General features: G+C 61.5%; 22 protein-coding genes and 2 pseudogenes. 15 read left to right on the top strand and 9 right to left on the bottom strand.

Annotation, left to right across the window (positions count from 1 at the left end):
• Positions 1–2: 2 nt before the first annotated feature.
• Positions 3–314, top strand: a complete 312-nt coding sequence (locus TU79_RS06580) for a YqfO family protein (protein ID WP_057007253.1) — start codon at positions 3–5, stop codon at positions 312–314.
• A 209-nt stretch (positions 315–523) separates the two neighbouring features.
• On the top strand, positions 524–1,462 hold the full coding sequence (locus tag TU79_RS06575) for a pectate lyase family protein (protein WP_057007252.1): 939 nt from the start codon (positions 524–526) through the stop codon (positions 1,460–1,462).
• A gap of 143 nt (positions 1,463–1,605) precedes the next feature.
• Here the strand turns inward: TU79_RS06575 and TU79_RS06570 are convergent.
• The 6 genes and pseudogenes from TU79_RS06570 to TU79_RS06545 all read right to left on the bottom strand — a co-directional run.
• Positions 1,606–3,033, bottom strand: a pseudogene (locus TU79_RS06570) (PTS sugar transporter subunit IIBC); the annotation flags it as partial.
• Positions 3,027–3,590: pseudogene (locus tag TU79_RS06565) on the bottom strand (SIS domain-containing protein); the annotation flags it as partial. The pseudogenes TU79_RS06565 and TU79_RS06570, both read right to left, overlap by 7 nt.
• Positions 3,583–4,689 (bottom strand): N-acetylglucosamine-6-phosphate deacetylase, encoded by a 1,107-nt coding sequence (gene nagA / locus TU79_RS06560; protein ID WP_057007251.1) that lies wholly within the window; start codon positions 4,687–4,689, stop codon positions 3,583–3,585. The pseudogene TU79_RS06565 and the gene nagA, both read right to left, overlap by 8 nt.
• 10 nt (positions 4,690–4,699) lie before the next feature.
• Entirely contained in the window at positions 4,700–5,458 is a 759-nt protein-coding gene (locus TU79_RS06555) for a GntR family transcriptional regulator (protein WP_057007250.1), read from the bottom strand.
• A gap of 262 nt (positions 5,459–5,720) precedes the next feature.
• Complete coding sequence (locus TU79_RS06550; RefSeq protein WP_057007249.1) at positions 5,721–6,224, bottom strand: L,D-transpeptidase family protein; 504 nt, start codon at positions 6,222–6,224, stop codon at positions 5,721–5,723.
• Between the two features lie 19 nt (positions 6,225–6,243).
• A complete protein-coding gene (locus tag TU79_RS06545) occupies positions 6,244–6,792 on the bottom strand; it encodes an NUDIX hydrolase (protein ID WP_057007248.1) in 549 nt (182 codons plus the stop codon).
• A gap of 147 nt (positions 6,793–6,939) precedes the next feature.
• Between TU79_RS06545 and TU79_RS06540 the strand changes: the two genes are divergently transcribed.
• The 5 genes from TU79_RS06540 (at position 6,940) to purT (ending at position 10,174) form a co-directional block, all read left to right on the top strand.
• Positions 6,940–7,542 carry a CoA pyrophosphatase gene (locus TU79_RS06540; protein WP_057007247.1) on the top strand — a complete coding sequence of 201 codons (603 nt, stop codon included), beginning with the start codon at positions 6,940–6,942 and terminating at the stop codon, positions 7,540–7,542.
• Between the two features lie 35 nt (positions 7,543–7,577).
• A complete protein-coding gene (locus TU79_RS06535; RefSeq protein ID WP_057007246.1) occupies positions 7,578–8,102 on the top strand; it encodes a gamma carbonic anhydrase family protein in 525 nt (174 codons plus the stop codon).
• Entirely contained in the window at positions 8,099–8,314 is a 216-nt protein-coding gene (locus TU79_RS06530) for a DUF1289 domain-containing protein (RefSeq protein WP_057007245.1), read from the top strand. Before TU79_RS06535 ends, TU79_RS06530 begins: the two co-directional genes overlap by 4 nt.
• A gap of 141 nt (positions 8,315–8,455) precedes the next feature.
• Positions 8,456–8,923, top strand: coding sequence for a VUT family protein (locus tag TU79_RS06525; RefSeq protein ID WP_057007244.1), 468 nt, complete (start codon positions 8,456–8,458; stop codon positions 8,921–8,923).
• Positions 8,924–8,992: 69 nt separating this feature from the next.
• Positions 8,993–10,174 carry a formate-dependent phosphoribosylglycinamide formyltransferase gene (gene purT, locus TU79_RS06520; RefSeq protein ID WP_057007243.1) on the top strand — a complete coding sequence of 394 codons (1,182 nt, stop codon included), beginning with the start codon at positions 8,993–8,995 and terminating at the stop codon, positions 10,172–10,174.
• A gap of 103 nt (positions 10,175–10,277) precedes the next feature.
• On the opposite strand, the gene TU79_RS06515 is transcribed toward purT, so the two are convergent.
• The 3 genes from TU79_RS06515 to TU79_RS06505 form a co-directional block, all read right to left on the bottom strand.
• Positions 10,278–11,588: an MFS transporter gene (locus TU79_RS06515; RefSeq protein WP_057007242.1), complete on the bottom strand. Its 1,311-nt coding sequence runs from the start codon at positions 11,586–11,588 to the stop codon at positions 10,278–10,280.
• Positions 11,589–11,697: 109 nt separating this feature from the next.
• Positions 11,698–12,936: a transporter associated domain-containing protein gene (locus tag TU79_RS06510; protein ID WP_057007241.1), complete on the bottom strand. Its 1,239-nt coding sequence runs from the start codon at positions 12,934–12,936 to the stop codon at positions 11,698–11,700.
• A 12-nt stretch (positions 12,937–12,948) separates the two neighbouring features.
• On the bottom strand, positions 12,949–13,761 hold the full coding sequence (locus tag TU79_RS06505) for a cytochrome C assembly family protein (RefSeq protein ID WP_057007240.1): 813 nt from the start codon (positions 13,759–13,761) through the stop codon (positions 12,949–12,951).
• A 234-nt stretch (positions 13,762–13,995) separates the two neighbouring features.
• Here TU79_RS06505 and ffh point away from each other — a divergent pair, with 234 nt between their 5' ends.
• The 8 genes from ffh to TU79_RS06465 all read left to right on the top strand — a co-directional run bounded on the left by ffh (position 13,996) and on the right by TU79_RS06465 (position 20,968).
• Positions 13,996–15,372: a signal recognition particle protein gene (gene ffh / locus TU79_RS06500; RefSeq protein WP_003193965.1), complete on the top strand. Its 1,377-nt coding sequence runs from the start codon at positions 13,996–13,998 to the stop codon at positions 15,370–15,372.
• Between the two features lie 251 nt (positions 15,373–15,623).
• Positions 15,624–15,875, top strand: coding sequence for a 30S ribosomal protein S16 (gene rpsP / locus TU79_RS06495; RefSeq protein ID WP_003238923.1), 252 nt, complete (start codon positions 15,624–15,626; stop codon positions 15,873–15,875).
• Positions 15,876–15,880: 5 nt separating this feature from the next.
• Positions 15,881–16,417 (top strand): ribosome maturation factor RimM, encoded by a 537-nt coding sequence (gene rimM, locus TU79_RS06490; protein WP_057007239.1) that lies wholly within the window; start codon positions 15,881–15,883, stop codon positions 16,415–16,417.
• On the top strand, positions 16,399–17,172 hold the full coding sequence (gene trmD, locus TU79_RS06485; RefSeq protein ID WP_173670260.1) for a tRNA (guanosine(37)-N1)-methyltransferase TrmD: 774 nt from the start codon (positions 16,399–16,401) through the stop codon (positions 17,170–17,172). The genes rimM and trmD overlap by 19 nt, the downstream gene beginning before the upstream one ends.
• 43 nt (positions 17,173–17,215) lie before the next feature.
• Positions 17,216–17,566: a 50S ribosomal protein L19 gene (gene rplS, locus TU79_RS06480; RefSeq protein WP_003175895.1), complete on the top strand. Its 351-nt coding sequence runs from the start codon at positions 17,216–17,218 to the stop codon at positions 17,564–17,566.
• Between the two features lie 199 nt (positions 17,567–17,765).
• Positions 17,766–18,662: a site-specific tyrosine recombinase XerD gene (gene xerD / locus TU79_RS06475; protein ID WP_057007238.1), complete on the top strand. Its 897-nt coding sequence runs from the start codon at positions 17,766–17,768 to the stop codon at positions 18,660–18,662.
• Positions 18,663–18,802: 140 nt separating this feature from the next.
• On the top strand, positions 18,803–19,534 hold the full coding sequence (locus TU79_RS06470) for a thioredoxin fold domain-containing protein (protein ID WP_057007237.1): 732 nt from the start codon (positions 18,803–18,805) through the stop codon (positions 19,532–19,534).
• A gap of 129 nt (positions 19,535–19,663) precedes the next feature.
• The gene (locus TU79_RS06465; RefSeq protein WP_057007236.1) at positions 19,664–20,968 is read left to right on the top strand and encodes a homoserine dehydrogenase; all 1,305 of its coding nucleotides are present in this window, start codon (positions 19,664–19,666) and stop codon (positions 20,966–20,968) included.
• Positions 20,969–21,005 lie beyond the last annotated feature (37 nt).

Below are 21,005 nucleotides of genomic sequence, written 5' to 3'. Positions count from 1 at the left end.
TCGTGTACAAGCTCGCCTTCTTTGTACCCGCAAGCCATGTGGAGACGGTGAAAACCGCCGTCTTCGCGGCCGGCGGCGGGCGCATCGGCAACTACGACAGCTGCGCCTGGCAAGTGCCGGGCCAGGGCCAGTTCCGCGCGTTGGACGGCAGTAAGCCGTTTATCGGGCAGGTGGGCCGGGTTGAAGTGGTTGAAGAATGGAAGGTTGAGCTGGTGGTGGCGGATGAGTTGATTGTGGCTGTTGTGGCTGCGCTCAAATTGAGTCACCCGTATGAGACACCGGCTTATGAGGTGTGGCAGCTGGCGGATTTTTGATTCGACGGCTGTAAAAACAGGAAACCCGCTGGGCCGGTTTGGTCAGCGGGTTTTTTATCGTCTGTTGAAACTTGCTCGCGAAGGCGGCATCCCGGACCCCCTGGATTTAAATAGGGGTTGACGATAATAAATTTATAAAGCACTGTTTATACGTACAGTATTTGTACCCATGACCAGGACGGTCATGTTTCTTTAGAGAGGGAACTCACATGTCTTATCCAGAAAGCAAACTCAACGGCATCACAGGCTTTGCCAAGGCTGCCAAGGTTACTGGCGGTTGGTCAGGTCCCGTGGTCAGCATTACCAACCTGGATCAACTCAAGGCCAATATCGGCGACGCTACCCCTCGCGTGCTGGTGATCAACAGCAACCTTTCGGCCTCCAGCCTGACCAAAGTCAACCTGGGCTCCAACAAGACCCTGGTGGGCTCGTTCCAGAACCGCACGCTCACCAACATCCACCTGCGGGCAACTTCAGCGTCGCAAAACATCATTTTCCAGAACATCGTTTTCCAGCACTCGGCTGGTATCAAAGACAACGACGACATCCAGCTGTACCTCAACCACGGCAGCAAGTACTGGATCGATCATTGCTCTTTCGTCGGTCATACCTGGTCCGTCAACGACGGCAGCCTCGACAAGTTGCTCTACATTGGCGACAAGGCCGACTACGCGACCATCAGCAACTGTTTCTTTGGTAACCACAAGTACGGCTTGATCCTCGGCCATCCGAGCGATGACAACAACACGGCGTTCAACGGTTTCCCACGGCTGACGATCTGCCATAACCGCTTCGACAATCTGGAAGTGCGCGCACCGGGGCTGATGCGCTATGGCTACTTCCATGTCTATAACAACTACATCAACAAGTTCCACCTGGGCTTTACCCTGGCGCAAAACGCCAACATTCTTTCCGAGTACAACCACTTTGGTGAGGGCAGCGCCAGCAACGGCATGTTGGACGACAAAGGCAACGGCACCTTCACCGATATCGGCAGCGTGCCTGCGATCACTAACCAGAAGTCGCCGAAGGCGCAGTGGACGGCCAAGTCCAACTATGACTACGCGTTGAAGACCGCCGTGCAAGCCAAGGACTTTACGGTGAAAAACGCGGGGGCTCAGTCGGGCAATCTGGTCTTTGGTGGCTGAGGCCTGGGTGGCAGGCGCCTGATTCCCGGGCGCCTGTCAGGCCCAATCGGGAGCAAGCCCCCTCCCACATTTGAACGTGTTCACATAGTCAAAATGTGGGAGGGGGCTTGCTCCCGATTGGGGCCACTGAAACCACTGCGCTTCTAAACCCTGGAACCAACCTCACGGCCACCGACCAACCGCTCCAGCGCCTCACCCAAGCCCAGGGCGTTGTCGCCCATCAACACGTGCCAGACACCGCTTTCCAGCCGGCTGACACCCTGACACCCCAGCGCGGTCAGGGCCGTTTCGGACAACGCCGAATCATCCGCCAATTGCACCCGCAACCGCGTCATCGCCATTGCCTCCAGCTGCTGCACATTAGCTCGTCCGCCCAGTGCACTCAGCCATTTCTCGGCCTCCTGCACATTCACCGCCGCTGGCTTATCCACAGGCGCAACCGGCGCACTGGCAACAAACGACGGCATCGCCAGGCGAATTTCATCAGCAATGCTGTCGGCCATCGGCCCGACCACCACCTGCAAACTCCCGCCGTTACCCGGCCGCACCACCGCCATGGCGCCCAGCGCTTTCAGCTCCCCATCCACTGCCTTGTTGCGATCGACCATGTCCAGGCGCAACCGCGTGGTGCAGGCGCCCACACTCAGCAGATTGTCCGCGCCGCCCAGCGCGCGGATATACGCCGTGGCGCGCTGGTTATCGTTCATCACCTCAGCCTGCACCGCCTGGATATCTTCCCGGCCCGGTGTCTTCAGGTTGAAACGGCGAATGCAGTAGCTGAACACGCTGTAGTAAATCAACGCGTAGGCCAGGCCAACCGGGAATATCAGCCAGCCATTGGTGGACTTGCCCCACCCCAGCACCATGTCGATAAACCCACCGGAGAAGGTAAACCCGAGGTGGATATTGAGCAGGTTGGTCACGGCCATCGACAGGCCAGTGAGCACCGCGTGGATCAGGTACAGGAACGGCGCCAGAAACATGAACGCAAATTCAATCGGCTCCGTCACGCCGGTCAGGAACGACGTCAGCGCCATCGACAGGAAAATCCCGCCCATCACTTTGCGCCGTTCCGGCAGTGCATTGCGGTACATCGCCAGGCACGCGGCGGGCAGGCCGAACAGCATCACCGGGAACATGCCGGTCATGAATTGGCCGCCTTTGGGGTCGCCGGCGAAGTAGCGGGTCAGGTCGCCGGTGACGACCGCGCCGGTGACCGGATCAGTAAAGGTGCCGAACACGAACCACGCCATATTGTTGAGGATATGGTGCAAGCCGGTGACGATCAGCAGCCGGTTGAACACACCAAACACGAAGGCGCCGAGACTGCCGCTTTCCATCAGCAACGCGCCGAAGCTGTTGATGCCCTGCTGGATCGGCGGCCAGATCAGCCCAAAGATCACGCCAAGGCCAACCGCGCTGAACCCGGTGACAATCGGCACAAACCGTCGCCCGCCGAAAAAGGCGAGGTACTCCGGCAACTTGATGTCCTTGAAGCGGTTATACAGTCCGCCTGCCATCAAGCCACTGGCGATACCGGCGAGCATGCCCATGTTGATGGTGGTGTCCAATCCTGCTTCGCGGCGGCACGCAGCTCGTCGGGCAGGGCGCGGCAGGATCGCAGCAAATCGGCTTCCTGGCTCCAGTGCCCGATCAACTGCGCGCTGGCGCTGAGGGTGGCGATAAAGCTTTTGGTCGCCGCCACGCTGAGTTCCGGCCCTGCGCACAATGGCACGTGGAATTCGCAGGCGGCTTCCAGCGGCGAGTTCTCGGCGTTGACCAGCGAGAGGCTCAAGGCGCCGCGTTCGCGCAACAGGCGCAGGCTGTCGACCAGGTCCGGGCTCTGCCCCGACTGCGAGAAACCGAACGCCACCTGGCCGCTGACCTGCAACGGCGCCTGCAACAGGGTCACCACCGACATCGGCAGCGACGCCACCGGGATGCCCACATGCTGCATGGCGAGGTAGGCGAAGTAGCTGGCGGCATGGTCGGAACTGCCACGGGCGATGGTCAGCGCCACCTGCGGCGGCTGACGGCGCAGGCGCTCGGCGATGTTCGCCAGTGGCGCGCCGAGGCGTTGCAGTTGCGCGGCGACGGCATCAGCGGAGGCCAGGGCCTCCTCAAGCATTTTTGAAGTCAATGGTTTCTCCTTCGACCATTACGTCGGTGAGGGTCAGGGCGCGGTCCAGGCGCACGCAGTCGGCAAAGCTGCCGGGTTGCAGGCGGCCGCGCGCCTGCAGGCCCAGGTAGTCCGCCGGAAATTGCGACAGGCGTTGTGAGGCTTCGCTGATGGGCAGGCCGATCTTCACCAGGTTGCGCAGCGCCTGGTCCATGGTCAGCGTGCTGCCGGCCAGGGTGCCGTCGGCCAGGCGCACGCCGCCCAGGCATTTGGTCACGGTGTGGCTGCCCAGCTTGTATTCGCCGTCGGGCATGCCGGCGGCGGCGGTGGAGTCGGTCACGCAGTACAGGCACGGGATCGAACGCAGGGCCACGCGCATGGCGCCGGGGTGCACGTGCAGCAGGTCCGGGATCAGCTCAGCGTATTGGGCGTGGGCCAGCGCGGCGCCGACGATGCCGGGTTCACGGTGATGCAGCGGGCTCATGGCGTTGTACAAATGGGTGAAGCTGGTGGCGCCGGCTTCCAGAGCGGCCACGCCTTCCTCGTAGCTGCCCAGAGTGTGGCCGATCTGCATGCGCACGCCGCGTTCGCTGAGGGCGCGGATCAACGCCGCGTGGCCGGCGATTTCCGGCGCGATGGTGATCACGCGGATCGGCGCCAGGGCGAGGTAGGCCTCCACTTCGGCCATCAAGGCGGTGTGGGCGAAGTTGGGCTGGGCACCGAGTTTGCCCGGGTTGATGTAGGGGCCTTCCAGATGCACGCCGAGCACCCGCGCGCTGCCGGTGGGGCGTTGTTCGCAGAAGGTGCCGAGCTGGCCGAGTACGCGGGAAATTTCTTCCGCCGGCGCGGTCATGGTGGTGGCCAGCAGTGAGGTGGTGCCAAAGCGCACGTGGGTGCGGGTGATGGTCTCGAAGGCGCTTGCACCTTCCATGATGTCGGCTCCGCCGCCGCCGTGTACATGCAGGTCGATAAAGCCCGGCAGCAAGTAAGGCAAGTCGTTGTCGGCCGGATCGCAGGGCGTGCCTTCGATGGCGCTCACCCGGCCGTTTTCGTGCACCAGGCGGCCGCGAATCCAGCCCTGGGGTGTGAGGATGTTGTCGTCGGACATGGGCAGTTCTCTAGAGTCGCAGTTCAGCGGAGTAATCATGGCGGCGCAGCTCTGCGACAAAGTCGTAGTAGTCGTTGCGGCAGTAGGTGTCGGTGATTTCAATCGGCGTGTTGTCGGCGGTGTAGCCGACGCGGGACATCAGCAGCATGGCGGTGCCGGGGGCGATGCCCACGAGGGCGGCGAACTCGTCCGACGCATTGATCGCCTGCACGTGCTGCAGGGCGCGCACGATGGGCTTGCCGATGCCTTCCAGGTATTCGTAGAGCGAATTGCCCAAGGTGTGCGGCTGTGGCAGCACCGAGGCGGGGAGGGTGGTCATCTCGATGGCCATGACCGTGTCATCGGCTTTGCGCAAACGCTTGAGACGCGCGACCTTGTCGGTGGGCGACAGGGCGAGGCGGATCAGCTCTTCGTGGGTCGGTGGGGTGATATCGCGCTCCAGCCACTGCGAGCTGGGCACAAACCCCTTGAGGCGCAGCATTTCGCTGAAGCCCGAGAGGCGCGACAGCGGTTGCTCCAGGCGCGGCGTGATAAAGGTGCCGGAACCCTGACTGCGGCGGATCAGGCCCTGGGCAAACAGCACTTGCAGGGCTTTGCGTGCAGTGACCCGCGAGATACTCAACTGCTCACTGAGTACGCGCTCGGAGGGCAAGGCCTGCTCGGATTTCCACTCGCCGGCATGGATGGCCGCTTCCAGGTTACGGGCCAGTTGCAGGTACAGCGGCGTGGATTGTGTGTCGTCGGGGCGCAGGGCCAGGATGGGGTTCATGGGTGAGTGTCCGATGCGTTATTTGGAATGTTGTCGCCCGGTATTGGCCGGAAACTAATACCACTTAGATACCATGTCAATGCACCCAAAATCGTGCGCCTGCCGGTTTCAGAGTCCTGTATTGGGGCCTGGTATCAAGTGGTATTAGAGAGGTCTTTATGGCACGCAGAACGGCGCAAGCCCGCGCGGTGAACTGGTATTCACCGGCAGACGTGGCGAGGGGCGGGAAATTATTTCGAATTATTTTACGAGCGGTCGAAGATCACGGCCGGATCTCGATCAGGGTGCCGTCCTTGACCAGGTTCCAGACCTCGCGCATGTCGACGTTGCGCATGCCGATGCAGCCATCGGTCCAGTCAAGGGTGTGGAACCACTGCTCCGGGTAGTCTTCGGTGTCGGGGGTGCCGTGGATCATGATCATGCTGCCGGGCTTCACGCCTTCGCGGCGGGCGCGGGCGGCGTCGCTGATATTGGGGTAGGAAATGTGCATGGCCAGGTTGTAGCGGTCGCTGACCTTGCGCCAGTCGAGCCAGTAAAAACCTTCCGGGGTACGGCGGTCGCCCTCGATCAGCTTGTGGCCCTTGGGGTTCTTGCCCAGTGAGATGCGGTAGGTCTTGAGGGGCTTGCCGTCGTTGATCAACTGCAATTGGTGGGCAGATTTAAGCACCAGGACTTTTTCCACTGGTTTGCCGCCCAGGGTTTCCAGGGTGGACGCCGGCGACAGCGAGACGAACGAAAGGAAGAGCAGAGCGAGCAACCAACGCATCAAAACGGTTTCCCCTGGTTCATGGCGCGGGCTTGCCCATTGGCGGCACGGCCTCGCTGCGTACCGGGAACGATTGTTGCCGACGGTCAGCGAAAAAGCATTCCAGGGTACGCCCCACCGTGCGGAACGCCAGTTCGGACCAAGGGATATCGGCCTCGTCGAACAGCTTCACCTCAAGGCTTTCGATGCCGGCGGCAAAGTCCAGGTCGACGAGTTCTGCGCGGTAGAAAACATGCACCTGGCTGATATGCGGCACGTCGATCAGGGTGTAGATCTGCAGATTGCGTATGCGTGCACAGGCTTCTTCGAAGGTTTCGCGCACGGCGGCCTGTTCCACCGTTTCGCCGTTTTCCATGAAGCCTGCGGGCAGGGTCCAGTAACCCAGGCGCGGCTCGATGGCGCGGCGGCACAGCAGCACTTTGTCGCCCCAGACCGGCAGGGTGCCGGCCACGATATTGGGGTTCTGATAGTGAATGGTGTGGCAGTGATCGCACACAAAACGCAAGTGCGCGTCGCCATCGGGGATGCGTTGGGTGACCGTTTTACCGCACTGGCTGCAGAAGTTCATGCTCGGGTTCCTGGAGATTGCGTGCATCTTGGCTTGGTGCCGGGCGTTCCTGCAAGTTGTCGTTTCACGACACGGCTGCGGTTTTGGGGTTGGGCGCCCGCCGGCTTTGGTGCATGATGCAAGGTAGCCAACAGACCGAGATGACTCATGCTGGACGAGCTACTTCGCCGGGTAAGCAATCACACGCCGCACACGCTGGAGACCGACGGGCGCTTCCCCGAGGCCGCTGTGCTGGTGCCCATTACCCGCAGCGACGAACCCGAGCTGATCCTGACCCTGCGTGCCAGCGGGCTGTCGACCCATGGTGGCGAAGTCGCGTTTCCCGGTGGGCGCCGTGACCCCGAAGACCCGGACCTGATCTTCACCGCGCTGCGCGAAGCCGAAGAGGAAATCGGCCTGCCGCCGGGCCTGGTGGAAGTGATCGGCCCCTTGAGCCCGCTGATTTCCCTGCATGGCATTCGCGTTACGCCTTACGTGGGGGTGGTTCCCGATTACGTCGAGTACCTGGCCAACGACGCCGAAATTGCCGCTGTTTTCAGCGTGCCGCTGGATTTTTTCCGCCAGGACCCGCGCGAACACACCCATCGCATCGATTATCAGGGCCGCAGTTGGTACGTGCCGAGCTACCGCTTTGGCGAGTACAAGATCTGGGGGCTGACCGCCATCATGATCGTCGAGCTGATCAACCTGCTTTATGACGATGCCAGGATCAGCCTGCACCAGCCGCCCAAGAGCTTCATCAATATCTAAGCCATCACCTGAATGGCAAGCCGCGAGGACACACCATGAAATACCGCCTGGGCGACGCCCGCGTCGAGACGCACCCTGACAGCTGGGTGGCACCCAATGCCACGCTGGTGGGCAAGGTCAAGCTGGAGGAGGGCGCCAACGTGTGGTTCAACGCGGTGTTGCGGGGCGACAATGAACTGATCCTGATCGGCCGGAACAGCAACGTGCAGGACGGCAGCGTGATGCACACCGACATGGGCTACCCGCTGACCTTGGGCACCGGCGTGACCATCGGCCACAACGCCATGCTGCACGGCTGCACCGTGGGTGATTACAGCCTGATCGGCATCAATGCGGTGGTCCTCAATGGCGCCAGAATCGGCAAGCACTGCATCATCGGCGCCAATTCGCTGATCGGTGAAGGCAAGGACATTCCCGACGGCTCGCTGGTGATCGGCTCGCCGGGCAAGGTGGTGCGTGAGCTGACCGAGGCGCAGAAGCGCATGCTCGAGGCCAGCGCTGCGCACTATGTGCATAACGCGCAGCGGTACGCGCGCGACCTGGCTGAGCAGCAGGCATGAACCCGGCCGAGCGTCCTGTCGCTTCGCCGTGTGTGAGTATCTGCGCGTTGGACGATGACGATATCTGTACCGGCTGCCAGCGCACGGTGGATGAGATCACGCGCTGGAGCCGCATGGACAATACCGAGCGCCGGGTGGTGCTGGGGTTGTGTCATGAGCGGGCGGTGGTCGGTGGGTTGGTGTTTATGATGCCGGGGAAATTCGGCGCCTGAACGACCGCCATCGGGAGCAAGCCCCCTCCCACATTTGAATGTATTCACAAATCCAACTAGGTGAACCCGATCAAATGTGGGAGGGGGCTTGCTCCCGATGCGGCCTTCTCTGACAACTTAATGACCCACAGGCTCTACCCCATGCTCTTCCTGATCGCCTACATCAGCAGCGTCGTGCTGATCAACTTCGCCTTCTCCACCGCCCCGCACCTGGATGTCATCTGGTCCGCCTGGGGCGGGCTGGTGTTCATCCTGCGCGACATGGTGCAAACCCGCTTCGGCCACGGTGCGATCATTGCCATGCTGGCCGCGCTGGTGCTGTCCTACATCACCTCCGACCCGTCCATCGCCCTGGCCAGCGCCACGGCGTTCGCGGTGTCCGAATGCATCGACTGGCTGGTGTTCAGCATCACCAAACGGCCACTGCATGACCGCCTGTGGATCAGCTCGGCGCTGAGCATTCCGCTGGATACCTTTATCTTCTTCGGCCTGATCGGCGCGCTGACCCCGGCCGTGGCAGGCACGGCGCTGCTGTCGAAGTTCGCCGGCGTCACGGTGGTGTGGCTGGTGATGGCCTGGCGCATGCGTAAACGGGCTGTCGCCAACTGAGGCCAATTTTTACAGTTCATGTAAAATGCCGGCCTTTCTCCCCATGATCCGCTCCCCTGAGGACCTGAGATGACCCGAATCGGAACTCCATTGTCGCCGACCGCGACCCGCGTAATGCTGTGTGGCTGCGGTGAGCTGGGCAAGGAAGTGGTGATCGAGCTGCAACGCCTGGGCGTTGAAGTGATTGCCGTGGATCGCTACGCCAACGCGCCGGCCATGCAGGTGGCGCATCGCAGCCATGTGATCAACATGCTCGATGGCGCCGCCCTGCGTGCGGTGATCAAGGCGGAAAAACCGCACTTTATCGTGCCGGAAATCGAAGCCATCGCCACCGCCACCCTGGTTGAGCTGGAAGCCGAAGGCTTCACCGTGATCCCGACCGCGCGTGCCACTTCGCTGACCATGAACCGTGAAGGCATCCGTCGCCTGGCCGCCGAAGAGCTGGACCTGCCGACCTCGCCGTATCACTTCGCCGACACCTTCGAAGCCTACAGCCAGGCCGTGCAGGACCTCGGTTTTCCGTGCGTGGTCAAGCCGGTGATGAGTTCGTCGGGCAAGGGGCAGAGCCTGCTGCGCAGCGTTGACGATGTGCAGAAAGCCTGGGATTACGCCCAGGAAGGCGGACGTGCCGGCAAAGGCCGCGTGATCATCGAGGGCTTTATCGACTTCGACTACGAAATCACCCTGCTGACCGTGCGCCACATCGGCGGTACCACGTTCTGCGCGCCGGTCGGTCATCGTCAGGAGAAGGGCGACTATCAGGAATCCTGGCAGCCACAAGCCATGAGCCCGGTGGCCCTGGCCGAATCCGAGCGCGTCGCCAAAGCAGTGACTGACGCCTTGGGCGGTCGCGGTCTGTTTGGTGTGGAGTTGTTCATCAAGGGCGATCAGGTGTGGTTCAGCGAAGTGTCGCCGCGTCCCCATGACACTGGCCTGGTGACCCTGATTTCCCAGGACCTCTCGCAGTTTGCCCTGCACGCGCGCGCCATTCTGGGCCTGCCGATTCCATTGATTCGTCAGTTCGGCCCGTCGGCGTCGGCGGTGATTCTGGTGGAAGGGCAGTCGACGCAGACCGCATTTGCCAACCTCGGTGCCGCGTTGAGCGAGCCGGACACGGCGTTGCGGTTGTTTGGCAAACCGGAGGTGAATGGTCAGCGCCGCATGGGTGTGGCGTTGGCGCGGGATGAGTCGATTGAAGCGGCTCGGGCCAAAGCCACCCGTGCTGCTCAGGCTGTTGTTGTAGAGCTCTAAAAGCATCGGGAGCAAGCCTCCTCCCACATTTGAATGTATTCACACATCCAACCCTGTGAACCCGATCAAATGTGGGAGGGGGCTTGCTCCCGATAGCGGTCTATCAGGCCACCTTGTTCAGATCATTATCCCGCGTCTCTTTCAGGCACAGCACCGCAATCAAGCTGATCAACGCCGCCGCCGACACATACCCGCCCACATAACTCAGCCCGCCCATCGCCACCAGCTTGGTCGCGAAGAACGGTGCCGCTGAAGCCCCCACGATGCCACCCAGGTTATACGCAGCCGAAGCGCCGGTATAACGCACGCGCGTCGGGAACAGCTCCGGCAGCAGCGCGCCCATCGGGGCGAACGTCACCCCCATCAGGAACAGCTCCAGGGCCAGAAACAAGGCCACCCCCCAGGTCGAACCCTGGGTCAGCAGCGGTTCCATGGTGAAGCCCGACAGCATCGTCAGGATCGCGCCGACGATCAGCACCGGCTTGCGCCCGTAGCGATCACTGGCCAGCGCGGCCAGCGGTGTCGCCAGCCCCATGAACAGCACCGCAAAGCACAGCAGGCCGAGGAAGGTTTCGCGGCTGTAGCCCAGCGTCGACACCCCGTAGCTCAGGGAAAACGCCGTGGTGATATAGAACAGCGCGTAGCACACCACCATCGACGCAGCGCCCAGCAGCACCGGCAGCCAGTGTTGGCTGAACAGCTCCACCAGGGGCACTTTCACCGGTGCCTGGTTGGCGACGGCATTGGCGAACACCGGCGTTTCATGCAGCTTCAGGCGGGCGTACAGGCCGACCATCACCAGCACCGCGCTGAGGATGAATGGAATACGCCAGCCCCAACTGCGGAACTGCTCGTCGTTCAGGCTCATCGCCAGAATCAGGAACAGACCGTTGGCCGCCAGGAAGCCGATTGACGGACCCAGTTGCGGGAACATGCCAAACCAGGCGCGCTTGCCTTTGGGTGCGTTCTCAGTGGCCAGCAACGCCGCGCCGCCCCATTCCCCGCCCAGGCCCAGGCCCTGGCCGAAGCGCAGCACGCAGAGCAGAATCGGCGCCCAGGCACCGATGCTGTCGTAACCGGGCAGCAAGCCGATCAGCGTGGTGCATACGCCCATCAGCAGCAGCGACGCGACCAGCGTGGACTTGCGGCCAATGCGGTCACCGAAGTGGCCGAACAGCGCCGAGCCCAATGGGCGGGCGATAAAGGCGATGCCGAAGGTCAGGAACGACGCGAGCATCTGCGCGGTGCCGGAAGTCTGCGGGAAGAACACCGGACCGATCACCAGCGCGGCGGCGGTGGCGTAGATATAGAAGTCGTAGAACTCGATGGCGGTGCCGACGATGCTTGCGGTGGCAACCCGTGCGGTCGAATTGCTCGGGGCGGCAGGCGCTGCCTCGTTATACGTGGTGGTCATGAGGTATCCCTGGCGGTCATTGTTATTGGTCGAACACCCATGGGGCTGGGTGGGCGGGGCTCGCGGGGATTATAGGAACAACAGGGGTGCAGTAGCCACCGCAACTCTGTCAGACGGCGACGGGCACGCGGCTGGTGTGCCAAATCAGCACCTTGCTGACCCGGTTGTCCTCGGTCTCGAGGATTTCCAGGCGATACCGGCCGATTTTCAGGCACACCGCGCAATCCGGAATGGTCTCCAGTGCTTCGGTCACCAGGCCGTTGAGGGTCTTGGGGCCGTCGCTGGGCAGGTGCCAGGTCAGGCTCTTGTTCAGGTCGCGGATCGAGGCGGCGCCGTCAATGATGTAACGGCCGTCAGTCTGGGCCTCGATATGCGGGTTGTCCGTACTCTGCTCGCTTTCGAACTCGCCGACGATTTCTTCGAGGATATCTTCCAGGGTAACGATGCCCATCACTTCGCCGTACTCATCCACCACCATGCCCAGGCGCCGCTGCTGCTTGTGGAAGTTCAGCAGTTGCAGTTGCAGTGGCGTGCTTTCCGGGACGAAGTACGGTTCGTGGCAGGCTGCCAGCAGCGCGTCCTTGCTCAGGCTGGCATCGGGCAGCAGGTGCTGGATCTGGCGGGTATTGAGCACGGCTTCAACCTGGTTGATGTCGCTGTGAAACACCGGCAGGCGAGTGCGCTCGTTGTTGCGCAGTTGCTCGATGATTTCATCGATCGAATCATCCAGATTGATGCCATCCACTTCACTGCGCGGCACCAGGATGTCATTGACCGTGATGTTGTCCAGGGCATGGATGCCGGGCATGCCGGGCGTGCGGTCTTCATCGGAATCGGCTTGCGGTTCGTCGTCATGCTCGGGCAGCGGGTCATCACTGTGTTTCACCACGCCGGGTTTGCGCGCAAACGGGCGCAGCAGCGACAGGCCCAGGCCATTGAGCAGCCAGGCCAGTGGGTAGACGAGTTTCAACGGCACGCCCAGCAGCGCATTGCCAAATCCCAGCACCGCCTGAGGGTGGCGGATGGCCAGGGCGCGGGGCAGGTAGTCGGCCAGCACCAGCAGCACGGCGCTGGAGATCGCCCAGCCCAGCCAGGGGCCGTTTTGCGCCCACGCATAAATCGCCAGCAGGGTGCAGAGAATCACCACCATGGCCCGGCACAACGTGTTGCACAGGATCAGGCTGTTGCGCGGGAAGTTCAGGCGCGCGGCCGCCTTGTCACCCTGGCGGGTGCCGGGGCGTAGCGCCAGCAGGTGGTGCTGGGCGGCTTCGATAGCGGTAAACAGCGCCGCCCATAACACCAGCAGGGCGGTTACCGCGAGCATCGGCCCCAGGGGCAAGTTGTCCATGTGTGCCGCCCGTCAGATATGCAGGATGTATTCGCGAACCAGCTTGCTGCCGAAATAGGCCAGCATCAGCAGGCAGAAACCGGCCAGGGTCCAGCGGATTGCCTTGTGCCCGCGCCAGCCGAGGCGGTTGCGGCCCCACAGCAGCACGCTGAACACCACCCAGGCCAGGCACGCCAGCAGGGTCTTGTGCACCAGGTGCTGGGCAAACAGGTTCTCGACGAACAGCCAGCCGGAAATCAGCGACAGCGACAGCAGCGTCCAGCCGGCCCACAGGAATCCGAACAACAGGCTTTCCATGGTCTGCAGCGGCGGAAAGTTCCTGATCAGGCCCGAAGGGTGCTTGTGTTTGAGCTGGTGGTCCTGCAACAGCAGGAGCAGGGCCTGGAACACCGCGATGGTGAACATGCCGTAGGCCAGGATCGACAGCAGGATATGCGACAGGATGCCCGGCTCCTCATCGATCACCTGCACCGTGCCGGTGGGGGCAAACTGTGCGAGCAGCACCGTGAGCATGCCCAGCGGGAACAGCAGCACCAGCAGGTTTTCCACTGGGATGCGCGTGCAGGCGATCAGCGTCAGGCCGATCACGGCCGCCGCGATCAGGCTGGCGGCGCTGAAGAAATCCAGACCCAGGCCGATCGGCGTCATCAGGTGGGTAAGGAGGCTGGCGACGTGCGCCACCAGGGCGAGACCGCCAAGGCCTGCCAGCAGGCGTTTGTCGGCCTTGACGCATTTGGCCAGGCGGGTGCCCTGGTAGAGGGTCGCAGCGGCATACAGAATGGCGGCGGCGAGGCTGGGTAGCAAACTGGGTGACAAGGGAAGCATAAATCCTGGAAGGAAAGCCCGAAAGGCGCTGAGTTTGGCATACACAGACGTTGCACGAAAGACTCCCGGTCCAGACAGCGGGTGTGCATGGGCGCAGTCTTCGCTATAATCCGCGACCTGCCCACGCCGCAGGCTCGCCGAGCGCTGTTTTTAATAGCGATTTACCACAGCCTGGGCCGTCATTACCTCGGTCTACCAAAGCATTTCGATGAATGGGGCCTGAAAGGATCGCGCATGTTTGAAAACCTGACTGACCGTCTCTCGCAGACGCTGCGCCACGTTACCGGCAAGGCCAAGCTGACCGAGGACAATATTAAAGACACCCTGCGCGAAGTGCGCATGGCGTTGCTGGAAGCCGACGTCGCCTTGCCGGTGGTGAAGGATTTCGTCAACTCGGTCAAGGAGCGTGCGGTCGGCACTGAGGTGTCGCGCAGCCTGACCCCGGGCCAGGCGTTCGTGAAAATCGTTCAGGCCGAACTCGAAAGCCTGATGGGCGCCGCCAACGAAGACCTGAACCTCAGCGCTGTGCCGCCAGCCGTTGTGCTGATGGCCGGTCTGCAGGGCGCGGGTAAAACCACCACGGCCGGCAAATTGGCGCGCTTCCTTAAAGAGCGCAAGAAGAAGTCGGTGATGGTGGTGTCGGCTGACGTGTACCGTCCGGCCGCCATCAAACAGCTGGAAATGCTCGCGGGCGAAGTGGGCGTGACCTTCTTCCCGTCGGACCTGAGCCAGAAGCCGGTCGACATTGCCAACGCGGCCATCAAAGAAGCAAAGCTCAAGTTCATCGACGTGGTCATCGTCGACACCGCCGGTCGCCTGCACATCGACGAAGAGATGATGGGCGAGATCAAGGCGCTGCATGCTGCGATCAACCCGGTCGAGACGTTGTTCGTGGTCGACGCCATGACCGGTCAGGATGCGGCCAACACCGCCAAGGCCTTTGGTGATGCGCTGCCGCTGACCGGTGTGATCCTCACCAAGGTTGACGGCGACGCCCGTGGCGGTGCCGCGCTGTCGGTGCGTGCCATCACTGGCAAGCCGATCAAGTTCATCGGTATGGGCGAGAAGAGCGAAGCGCTCGAGCCGTTCCACCCTGAGCGTATCGCTTCGCGCATCCTCGGCATGGGTGACGTGCTCAGTCTGATCGAACAGGCCGAAGCCACCCTCGACAAGGACAAGGCCGACAAGCTGGCCAAGAAGCTGAAAAAGGGCAAGGGCTTCGATCTCGAAGACTTCCGTGATCAGTTGCAGCAGATGAAGAACATGGGCGGCCTCGGCGGCCTGATGGACAAGCTGCCGAACATCGGTGGTGTGAACCTGGCGCAGATGGGCAATGCCCAGGGCGCGGCAGAGAAGCAGTTCAAGCAGATGGAAGCCATCATCAATTCCATGACCCCGGCCGAGCGCCGCGACCCCGAGCTGATCAGCGGTTCGCGCAAGCGCCGGATCGCCATGGGTTCCGGCACCCAGGTGCAGGACATTGGTCGCTTGATCAAGCAGCACAAGCAGATGCAGAAGATGATGAAGAAATTCTCCGCCAAGGGCGGAATGGCCAAGATGATGCGCGGCATGGGCGGTATGTTGCCCGGCGGCGGCATGCCGAAAATGTAAAGTATTCGAGCGCAGGCACAGCGTGCGCTCCGACCCACAGGGATGTGGGATCTCCAGCAAACCCGCCGTTGGCGGGGGCTGACTCGCCGTTTTTAACGACGGCTCTATAGCAGATCTGAATGGCACGCGGGTAGGCGCCGGAAAAAGACATTTGCAAAAGTCCGGATATTCCTTAGAATATGCGGCCTTTCGGGCACCTATGCCCGCTGTGCATTTAGATTTGCAGCACCGACTACAGGAACGATGTTCACATGCTAACAATCCGTCTTGCCCTTGGCGGCTCCAAAAAGCGCCCGTTTTACCACTTGACCGTAACCGACAGCCGCAACCCGCGCGACGGTTCGCACAAGGAACAGGTTGGTTTCTTCAACCCGATCGCTCGTGGTCAAGAAGTTCGTCTGTCCGTGAACCAGGAGCGCGTAGCCTACTGGCTGAGCGTGGGTGCACAGCCATCCGAGCGCGTTGCAAAGTTGTTGAAGGACTCGGCTAAGGCCGCAGCCTGAGCAATATGAACGCGACGCCAACTGTTGCTGATGATTTGATCGTTATCGGCAAGATTTACTCTGTTCATGGCGTTCGCGGCGAAGTGAAGGTGTATTCCTTTACTGATCCGACTGAAAACCTGTTGCAGTACAAGACCTGGACGCTCAAGCGCGAAGGTAGTGTGAAACAGGTCGAGCTGGTCAGTGGACGCGGGAGCGACAAGTTCCTGGTCGCAAAGCTCAAGGGTCTTGATGATCGTGAGGAAGCTCGTCTTCTGGCCGGTTATGAGATATGTGTGCCGCGCAACCTGTTCCCTGAATTGACCGACGGCGAGTACTACTGGTACCAGCTGGAAGGTCTGAAGGTTATTGATCAACTGGGGCAATTGCTCGGGAAAATCGATCATCTTCTGGAAACCGGCGCCAATGATGTAATGGTGGTCAAGCCTTGCGCTGGCAGCCTGGATGATCGCGAACGGCTGTTGCCCTATACCGGGCACTGCGTGTTGGCCGTCGACCTGGCCGCAGGCGAGATGAAGGTGGAATGGGACGCGGACTTCTAGGCGTGGCTAATTTGCGCATTGAAGTGATCAGTTTGTTTCCCGAGATGTTTTCCGCCATCAGCGAGTACGGCATCACCAGTCGGGCGGTGAAACAGGGGCTGTTGCAGCTCACCTGTTGGAACCCGCGAGACTACACGACGGATCGGCATCACACTGTGGACGACCGCCCATTTGGCGGTGGCCCGGGCATGGTGATGAAGATCAAGCCCCTGGAAGACGCACTGGTTCAGGCCAGGGCAGCTGCCGGGGAGAAGGCGAAGGTAATTTACCTGTCCCCTCAAGGCCGTCAGCTGAAACAGGCTGGGGTCCGCGAACTGGCGAATGAGGAAGCATTGATCCTGATTGCCGGTCGCTATGAAGGCATTGACGAGCGTTTTATTGACGCTCATGTCGATGAAGAGTGGTCGATTGGGGACTATGTCCTGTCTGGCGGTGAGCTGCCGGCGATGGTCCTGATAGATGCGGTGACACGGCTGCTGCCTGGAGCTTTAGGGCATGCGGACTCCGCGGAGGAAGATTCCTTCACGGATGGTTTGCTGGATTGCCCGCACTACACCCGCCCGGAGGTGTATGCGGATCAGCGTGTTCCCGACGTGTTGCTAAGTGGCAATCACGCACACATCCGGCGTTGGCGTTTACAGCAGTCCCTTGGTCGGACCTATGAACGACGCGCCGATCTTCTGGATAGCCGCTCGCTTTCTGGAGAAGAGAAGAAGCTGCTCGAGGAATACATCCTCGCGCGGGACGATAGTTAAACGTATCGATGGTAGGTCCATTGACTTACCTTAGGAGCACAGCATGACTAACAAAATCATCCTTGCACTCGAAGCAGAGCAGATGACCAAAGAGATCCCTACCTTTGCCCCGGGCGACACCATTGTCGTTCAGGTGAAAGTGAAGGAAGGCGACCGTTCGCGTCTGCAAGCGTTCGAAGGCGTGGTAATCGCCAAGCGTAACCGTGGTGTGAACAGTGCTTTCACTGTTCGTAAAATCTCCAACGGTGTTGGCGTAGAGCGTACTTTCCAGACCTACAGCCCGCAAATCGACAGCATGGCCGTCAAGCGTCGCGGTGACGTACGTAAAGCCAAGCTGTACTACCTGCGTGACCTGTCCGGTAAAGCAGCTCGCATCAAGGAAAAACTGGCTTAAGTCCAGCTTCCGATGCAGAAAGAAGCAGCCTTCGGGCTGCTTTTTTGTGCCTGGGATTTGTTGACTGGCCCGAAACCGAGTCGCAGCTATCGCAGGCAAGCCAGCGCCCACAGGTTGATGTGTAAACATATTCAAGTGTGGGCGCTGGCTTGCCTGCGATAGGATCTACCCGACACCACCGCCACCCGCCCGAGCCCCCATGCCCGCCATCGACCACCCTCTGATCGACCGCTTCCTCGACGCCCTCTGGCTGGAAAAAGGCCTGTCGGACAACACTCGCCAGGCCTACCGCAGCGACCTGGCCTTGTTCAACGGCTGGCTGCAGGAAAAGCACCTCGAACTGATCAACGCCGGCCGCGAGCTGATCCTCGACCACCTGGCCTGGCGCCTGGAGCAGAACTACAAGCCGCGTTCCACCGCACGATTCCTCTCGGGCGTGCGCGGCTTTTACCGTTATTTGCTGCGGGAAAAGCTCATCGCCGTCGACCCGACCCTGCAGATCGACATGCCACAACTGGGCAGGCCATTGCCCAAGTCGCTGTCGGAGGCCGACGTCGACGCCTTGCTCGCCGCCCCCGACCTGAGCGAAGCCATCGGTCAGCGTGACCGGGCCATGCTGGAGGTGCTCTACGCGTGCGGCCTGCGGGTGACCGAGCTGATCAGCCTGACCCTGGAGCAGGTCAACCTGCGTCAGGGCGTGCTGCGGGTGATGGGCAAGGGCAGCAAGGAGCGGCTGGTGCCCATGGGCGAGGAGGCCATTGTGTGGGTGGAGCGCTACATGCGCGATGCGCGCCATGAACTGCTCGGCGGGCGTCCCAGCGATGTGCTGTTCCCCAGCCAGCGCGGTGAGCAGATGACGCGACAGACCTTCTGGCACCGGATCAAGCATCAGGCCAAAGTTGCCGGGATCGGCAAGGCCCTGTCGCCGCACACCTTGCGCCATGCTTTTGCTACCCACTTGCTCAATCACGGCGCCGATTTAAGGGTGGTGCAAATGCTGCTCGGCCATAGCGACTTGTCCACCACCCAGATCTACACCCACGTTGCCCGGGCACGCTTGCAGGATATGCATGCCAGGCACCACCCGAGGGGCTGAAAACGCCCAATTTATGCCGCCACGGGCTGCCCTGCGGCCCAACTGTGGTAGGCTTTGCCGGTTAGCAAAGGCGACGGTCCACCCCCGAGTTCCAATCGGCGTAACTGCACCGTCCCTGCATCTGCCCCTCAGGAGTTTCCATGCGCTTGATCCAGATTATTGCCGCCGCAGCCATTGCGTTGGTTTCCAGCGTTGCCTTCGCCGATGACGCCGCCGAGCAGGCCATCCGCAAGAGCCTGGCCAACCTGCAGCTCGACACACCCATCGAAAGCATCGGCGCCAGCCCCATGGCCGGCCTGTATGAAGTCAAGCTCAAGGGCAGTCGCGTGCTGTACGCCAGTGCCGACGGCCAGTACGTCGTCCAGGGCTACCTGTTCCAGCTCAAGGACGGCAAGCCGGTCAACCTGACCGAGAAAGCCGAACGCCTGGGCGTGTCCAGGTTGATCAACGGCATTCCGGTGGCTGAGACCGTGGTGTACCCGGCGATCGGCGAGACCAAGACCCACATCACCGTGTTCACCGATACCACCTGCCCGTACTGCCACAAGCTGCACGCCGAAGTACCGGCGCTGAACAAGCTGGGTGTGGAAGTGCGTTACGTCGCTTTCCCGCGTCAGGGCCTGGGTTCGCCCGGTGACGAGCAGTTGCAGGCGGTATGGTGCTCGGCTGACAAGAAAGCCGCCATGGACAAGATGGTCGATGGCAAGGAAATCAAGGCCGCCAAATGCGCCAACCCGGTTTCCAAACAGTTTGCCCTGGGCCAGTCCATCGGCGTCAACGGCACACCGGCCATCGTTTTGGCTGACGGCCAGGTGATTCCGGGCTATCAGCCGGCACCACAAGTTGCCAAACTGGCGTTGAATGCCAAATAAACCAGCATCGTCGACTCTTCGACGATCAGGGCTCGCCGCCAAACCTGCGGGCCACTAATTGAAAGCCGCAGTTGTGCGGCTGTTTTCCACGGCCGACCTAGCGTCGGCCGTTTCATGGGGAGTTCTTCAGTGAAACCGGTCAAAGTAGGCATCTGTGGGTTAGGGACCGTCGGTGGCGGTACCTTCAACGTACTTCAGCGCAATGCTGAGGAAATTTCCCGCCGTGCAGGTCGCGGGATTGAAGTGGCGCAGATTGCCACGCGTTCGCCAAAGCCTCAGTTCCAAACGACCGGTATTGCGATGACCAACGATGTCTTCGCCGTTGCCAGCAACCCTGAAATCGATATCGTCATCGAGCTGGTGGGCGGCTACACCGTGGCCCGCGAGCTGGTGCTCAAAGCCATCGAACATGGCAAGCACGTGGTCACCGCCAACAAGGCGCTGATTGCCGTACACGGCAACGAAATCTTCGCCAGGGCGCGCGAGAAGGGCGTGATCGTAGCGTTCGAAGCCGCCGTGGCCGGTGGCATTCCGGTGATCAAGGCCATCCGTGAAGGCCTGTCCGCCAACCGCATCAACTGGGTGGCGGGCATCATCAATGGCACCGGTAACTTCATCCTTACCGAGATGCGCGAGAAGGGCCGTACCTTTGAAGACGTGCTCGCCGAAGCCCAGGCCCTGGGTTACGCCGAAGCCGACCCGACCTTTGACGTGGAAGGCATCGACGCTGCCCACAAGCTGACCATTCTGGCCTCCATCGCCTTTGGTATCCCGCTGCAGTTCGACAAGGCCTACACCGAAGGCATCACCCAACTGACCACCGCCGACGTGAATTACGCCGAAGCCCTGGGCTACCGCATCAAGCACCTTGGCGTGGCGCGCAGCACTCCGGCAGGTATCGAGTTGCGTGTACACCCGACGCTGATCCCGGCTGATCGCCTGATCGCCAACGTCAACGGCGTGATGAACGCCGTGATGGTCAATGGCGACGCCGCTGGCTCCACCCTGTTCTACGGCGCCGGTGCCGGCATGGAGCCGACCGCTTCGTCGGTGATCGCCGACCTGGTGGATGTGGTTCGCGCCATGACCAGCGACCCGGAAAACCGCGTGCCGCATCTGGCCTTCCAGCCGGACTCGCTGTCGGCCCATCCGATCCTGCCGATCGAGGCGTGCGAAAGTGCCTACTACCTGCGTATCCAGGCCCAGGATCATCCGGGCGTGTTGGCCCAGGTGGCCAGCATCCTGTCGGAGCGCGGGATCAACATCGAGTCGATCATGCAGAAGGAAGTCGAGGAGCAGAACGGCCAGGTGCCGATGATCCTGCTGACCCACCGTGTGCTCGAACGGCATATCAACGAAGCCATCGCCGCCATGGAAGCCCTGCAAGGCGTGGTGGGGCCGGTGGTACGGATTCGTGTCGAACACTTGAATTAACCGATCTGTTCCAGGGGCCCCGTGAGCACGGCGGCCT

The organism is Pseudomonas trivialis, from assembly GCF_001439805.1.
GTDB classification, from domain to species: Bacteria; Pseudomonadota; Gammaproteobacteria; order Pseudomonadales; family Pseudomonadaceae; genus Aquipseudomonas; species Aquipseudomonas trivialis.
This window is presented reverse-complemented; position numbering and strand designations above follow the sequence as displayed.

Excerpts from the sequence above, each read along its gene's own strand:
- TU79_RS06575 (WP_057007252.1), top strand. The coding sequence starts at position 524 with ATGTCTTATCCAGAAAGCAAACTCAACGGCATCACAGGCTTTGCCAAG.
- nagA (WP_057007251.1), bottom strand. The coding sequence starts at position 4,689 with ATGTCCGACGACAACATCCTCACACCCCAGGGCTGGATTCGCGGCCGC.
- TU79_RS06555 (WP_057007250.1), bottom strand. The coding sequence starts at position 5,458 with ATGAACCCCATCCTGGCCCTGCGCCCCGACGACACACAATCCACGCCG.
- TU79_RS06550 (WP_057007249.1), bottom strand. The coding sequence starts at position 6,224 with ATGCGTTGGTTGCTCGCTCTGCTCTTCCTTTCGTTCGTCTCGCTGTCG.
- TU79_RS06545 (WP_057007248.1), bottom strand. The coding sequence starts at position 6,792 with ATGAACTTCTGCAGCCAGTGCGGTAAAACGGTCACCCAACGCATCCCC.
- TU79_RS06540 (WP_057007247.1), top strand. The coding sequence starts at position 6,940 with ATGCTGGACGAGCTACTTCGCCGGGTAAGCAATCACACGCCGCACACG.
- TU79_RS06535 (WP_057007246.1), top strand. The coding sequence starts at position 7,578 with ATGAAATACCGCCTGGGCGACGCCCGCGTCGAGACGCACCCTGACAGC.
- TU79_RS06530 (WP_057007245.1), top strand. The coding sequence starts at position 8,099 with ATGAACCCGGCCGAGCGTCCTGTCGCTTCGCCGTGTGTGAGTATCTGC.
- TU79_RS06525 (WP_057007244.1), top strand. The coding sequence starts at position 8,456 with ATGCTCTTCCTGATCGCCTACATCAGCAGCGTCGTGCTGATCAACTTC.
- purT (WP_057007243.1), top strand. The coding sequence starts at position 8,993 with ATGACCCGAATCGGAACTCCATTGTCGCCGACCGCGACCCGCGTAATG.
- TU79_RS06515 (WP_057007242.1), bottom strand. The coding sequence starts at position 11,588 with ATGACCACCACGTATAACGAGGCAGCGCCTGCCGCCCCGAGCAATTCG.
- TU79_RS06510 (WP_057007241.1), bottom strand. The coding sequence starts at position 12,936 with ATGGACAACTTGCCCCTGGGGCCGATGCTCGCGGTAACCGCCCTGCTG.
- TU79_RS06505 (WP_057007240.1), bottom strand. The coding sequence starts at position 13,761 with ATGCTTCCCTTGTCACCCAGTTTGCTACCCAGCCTCGCCGCCGCCATT.
- ffh (WP_003193965.1), top strand. The coding sequence starts at position 13,996 with ATGTTTGAAAACCTGACTGACCGTCTCTCGCAGACGCTGCGCCACGTT.
- rpsP (WP_003238923.1), top strand. The coding sequence starts at position 15,624 with ATGCTAACAATCCGTCTTGCCCTTGGCGGCTCCAAAAAGCGCCCGTTT.
- rimM (WP_057007239.1), top strand. The coding sequence starts at position 15,881 with ATGAACGCGACGCCAACTGTTGCTGATGATTTGATCGTTATCGGCAAG.
- trmD (WP_173670260.1), top strand. The coding sequence starts at position 16,399 with ATGGGACGCGGACTTCTAGGCGTGGCTAATTTGCGCATTGAAGTGATC.
- rplS (WP_003175895.1), top strand. The coding sequence starts at position 17,216 with ATGACTAACAAAATCATCCTTGCACTCGAAGCAGAGCAGATGACCAAA.
- xerD (WP_057007238.1), top strand. The coding sequence starts at position 17,766 with ATGCCCGCCATCGACCACCCTCTGATCGACCGCTTCCTCGACGCCCTC.
- TU79_RS06470 (WP_057007237.1), top strand. The coding sequence starts at position 18,803 with ATGCGCTTGATCCAGATTATTGCCGCCGCAGCCATTGCGTTGGTTTCC.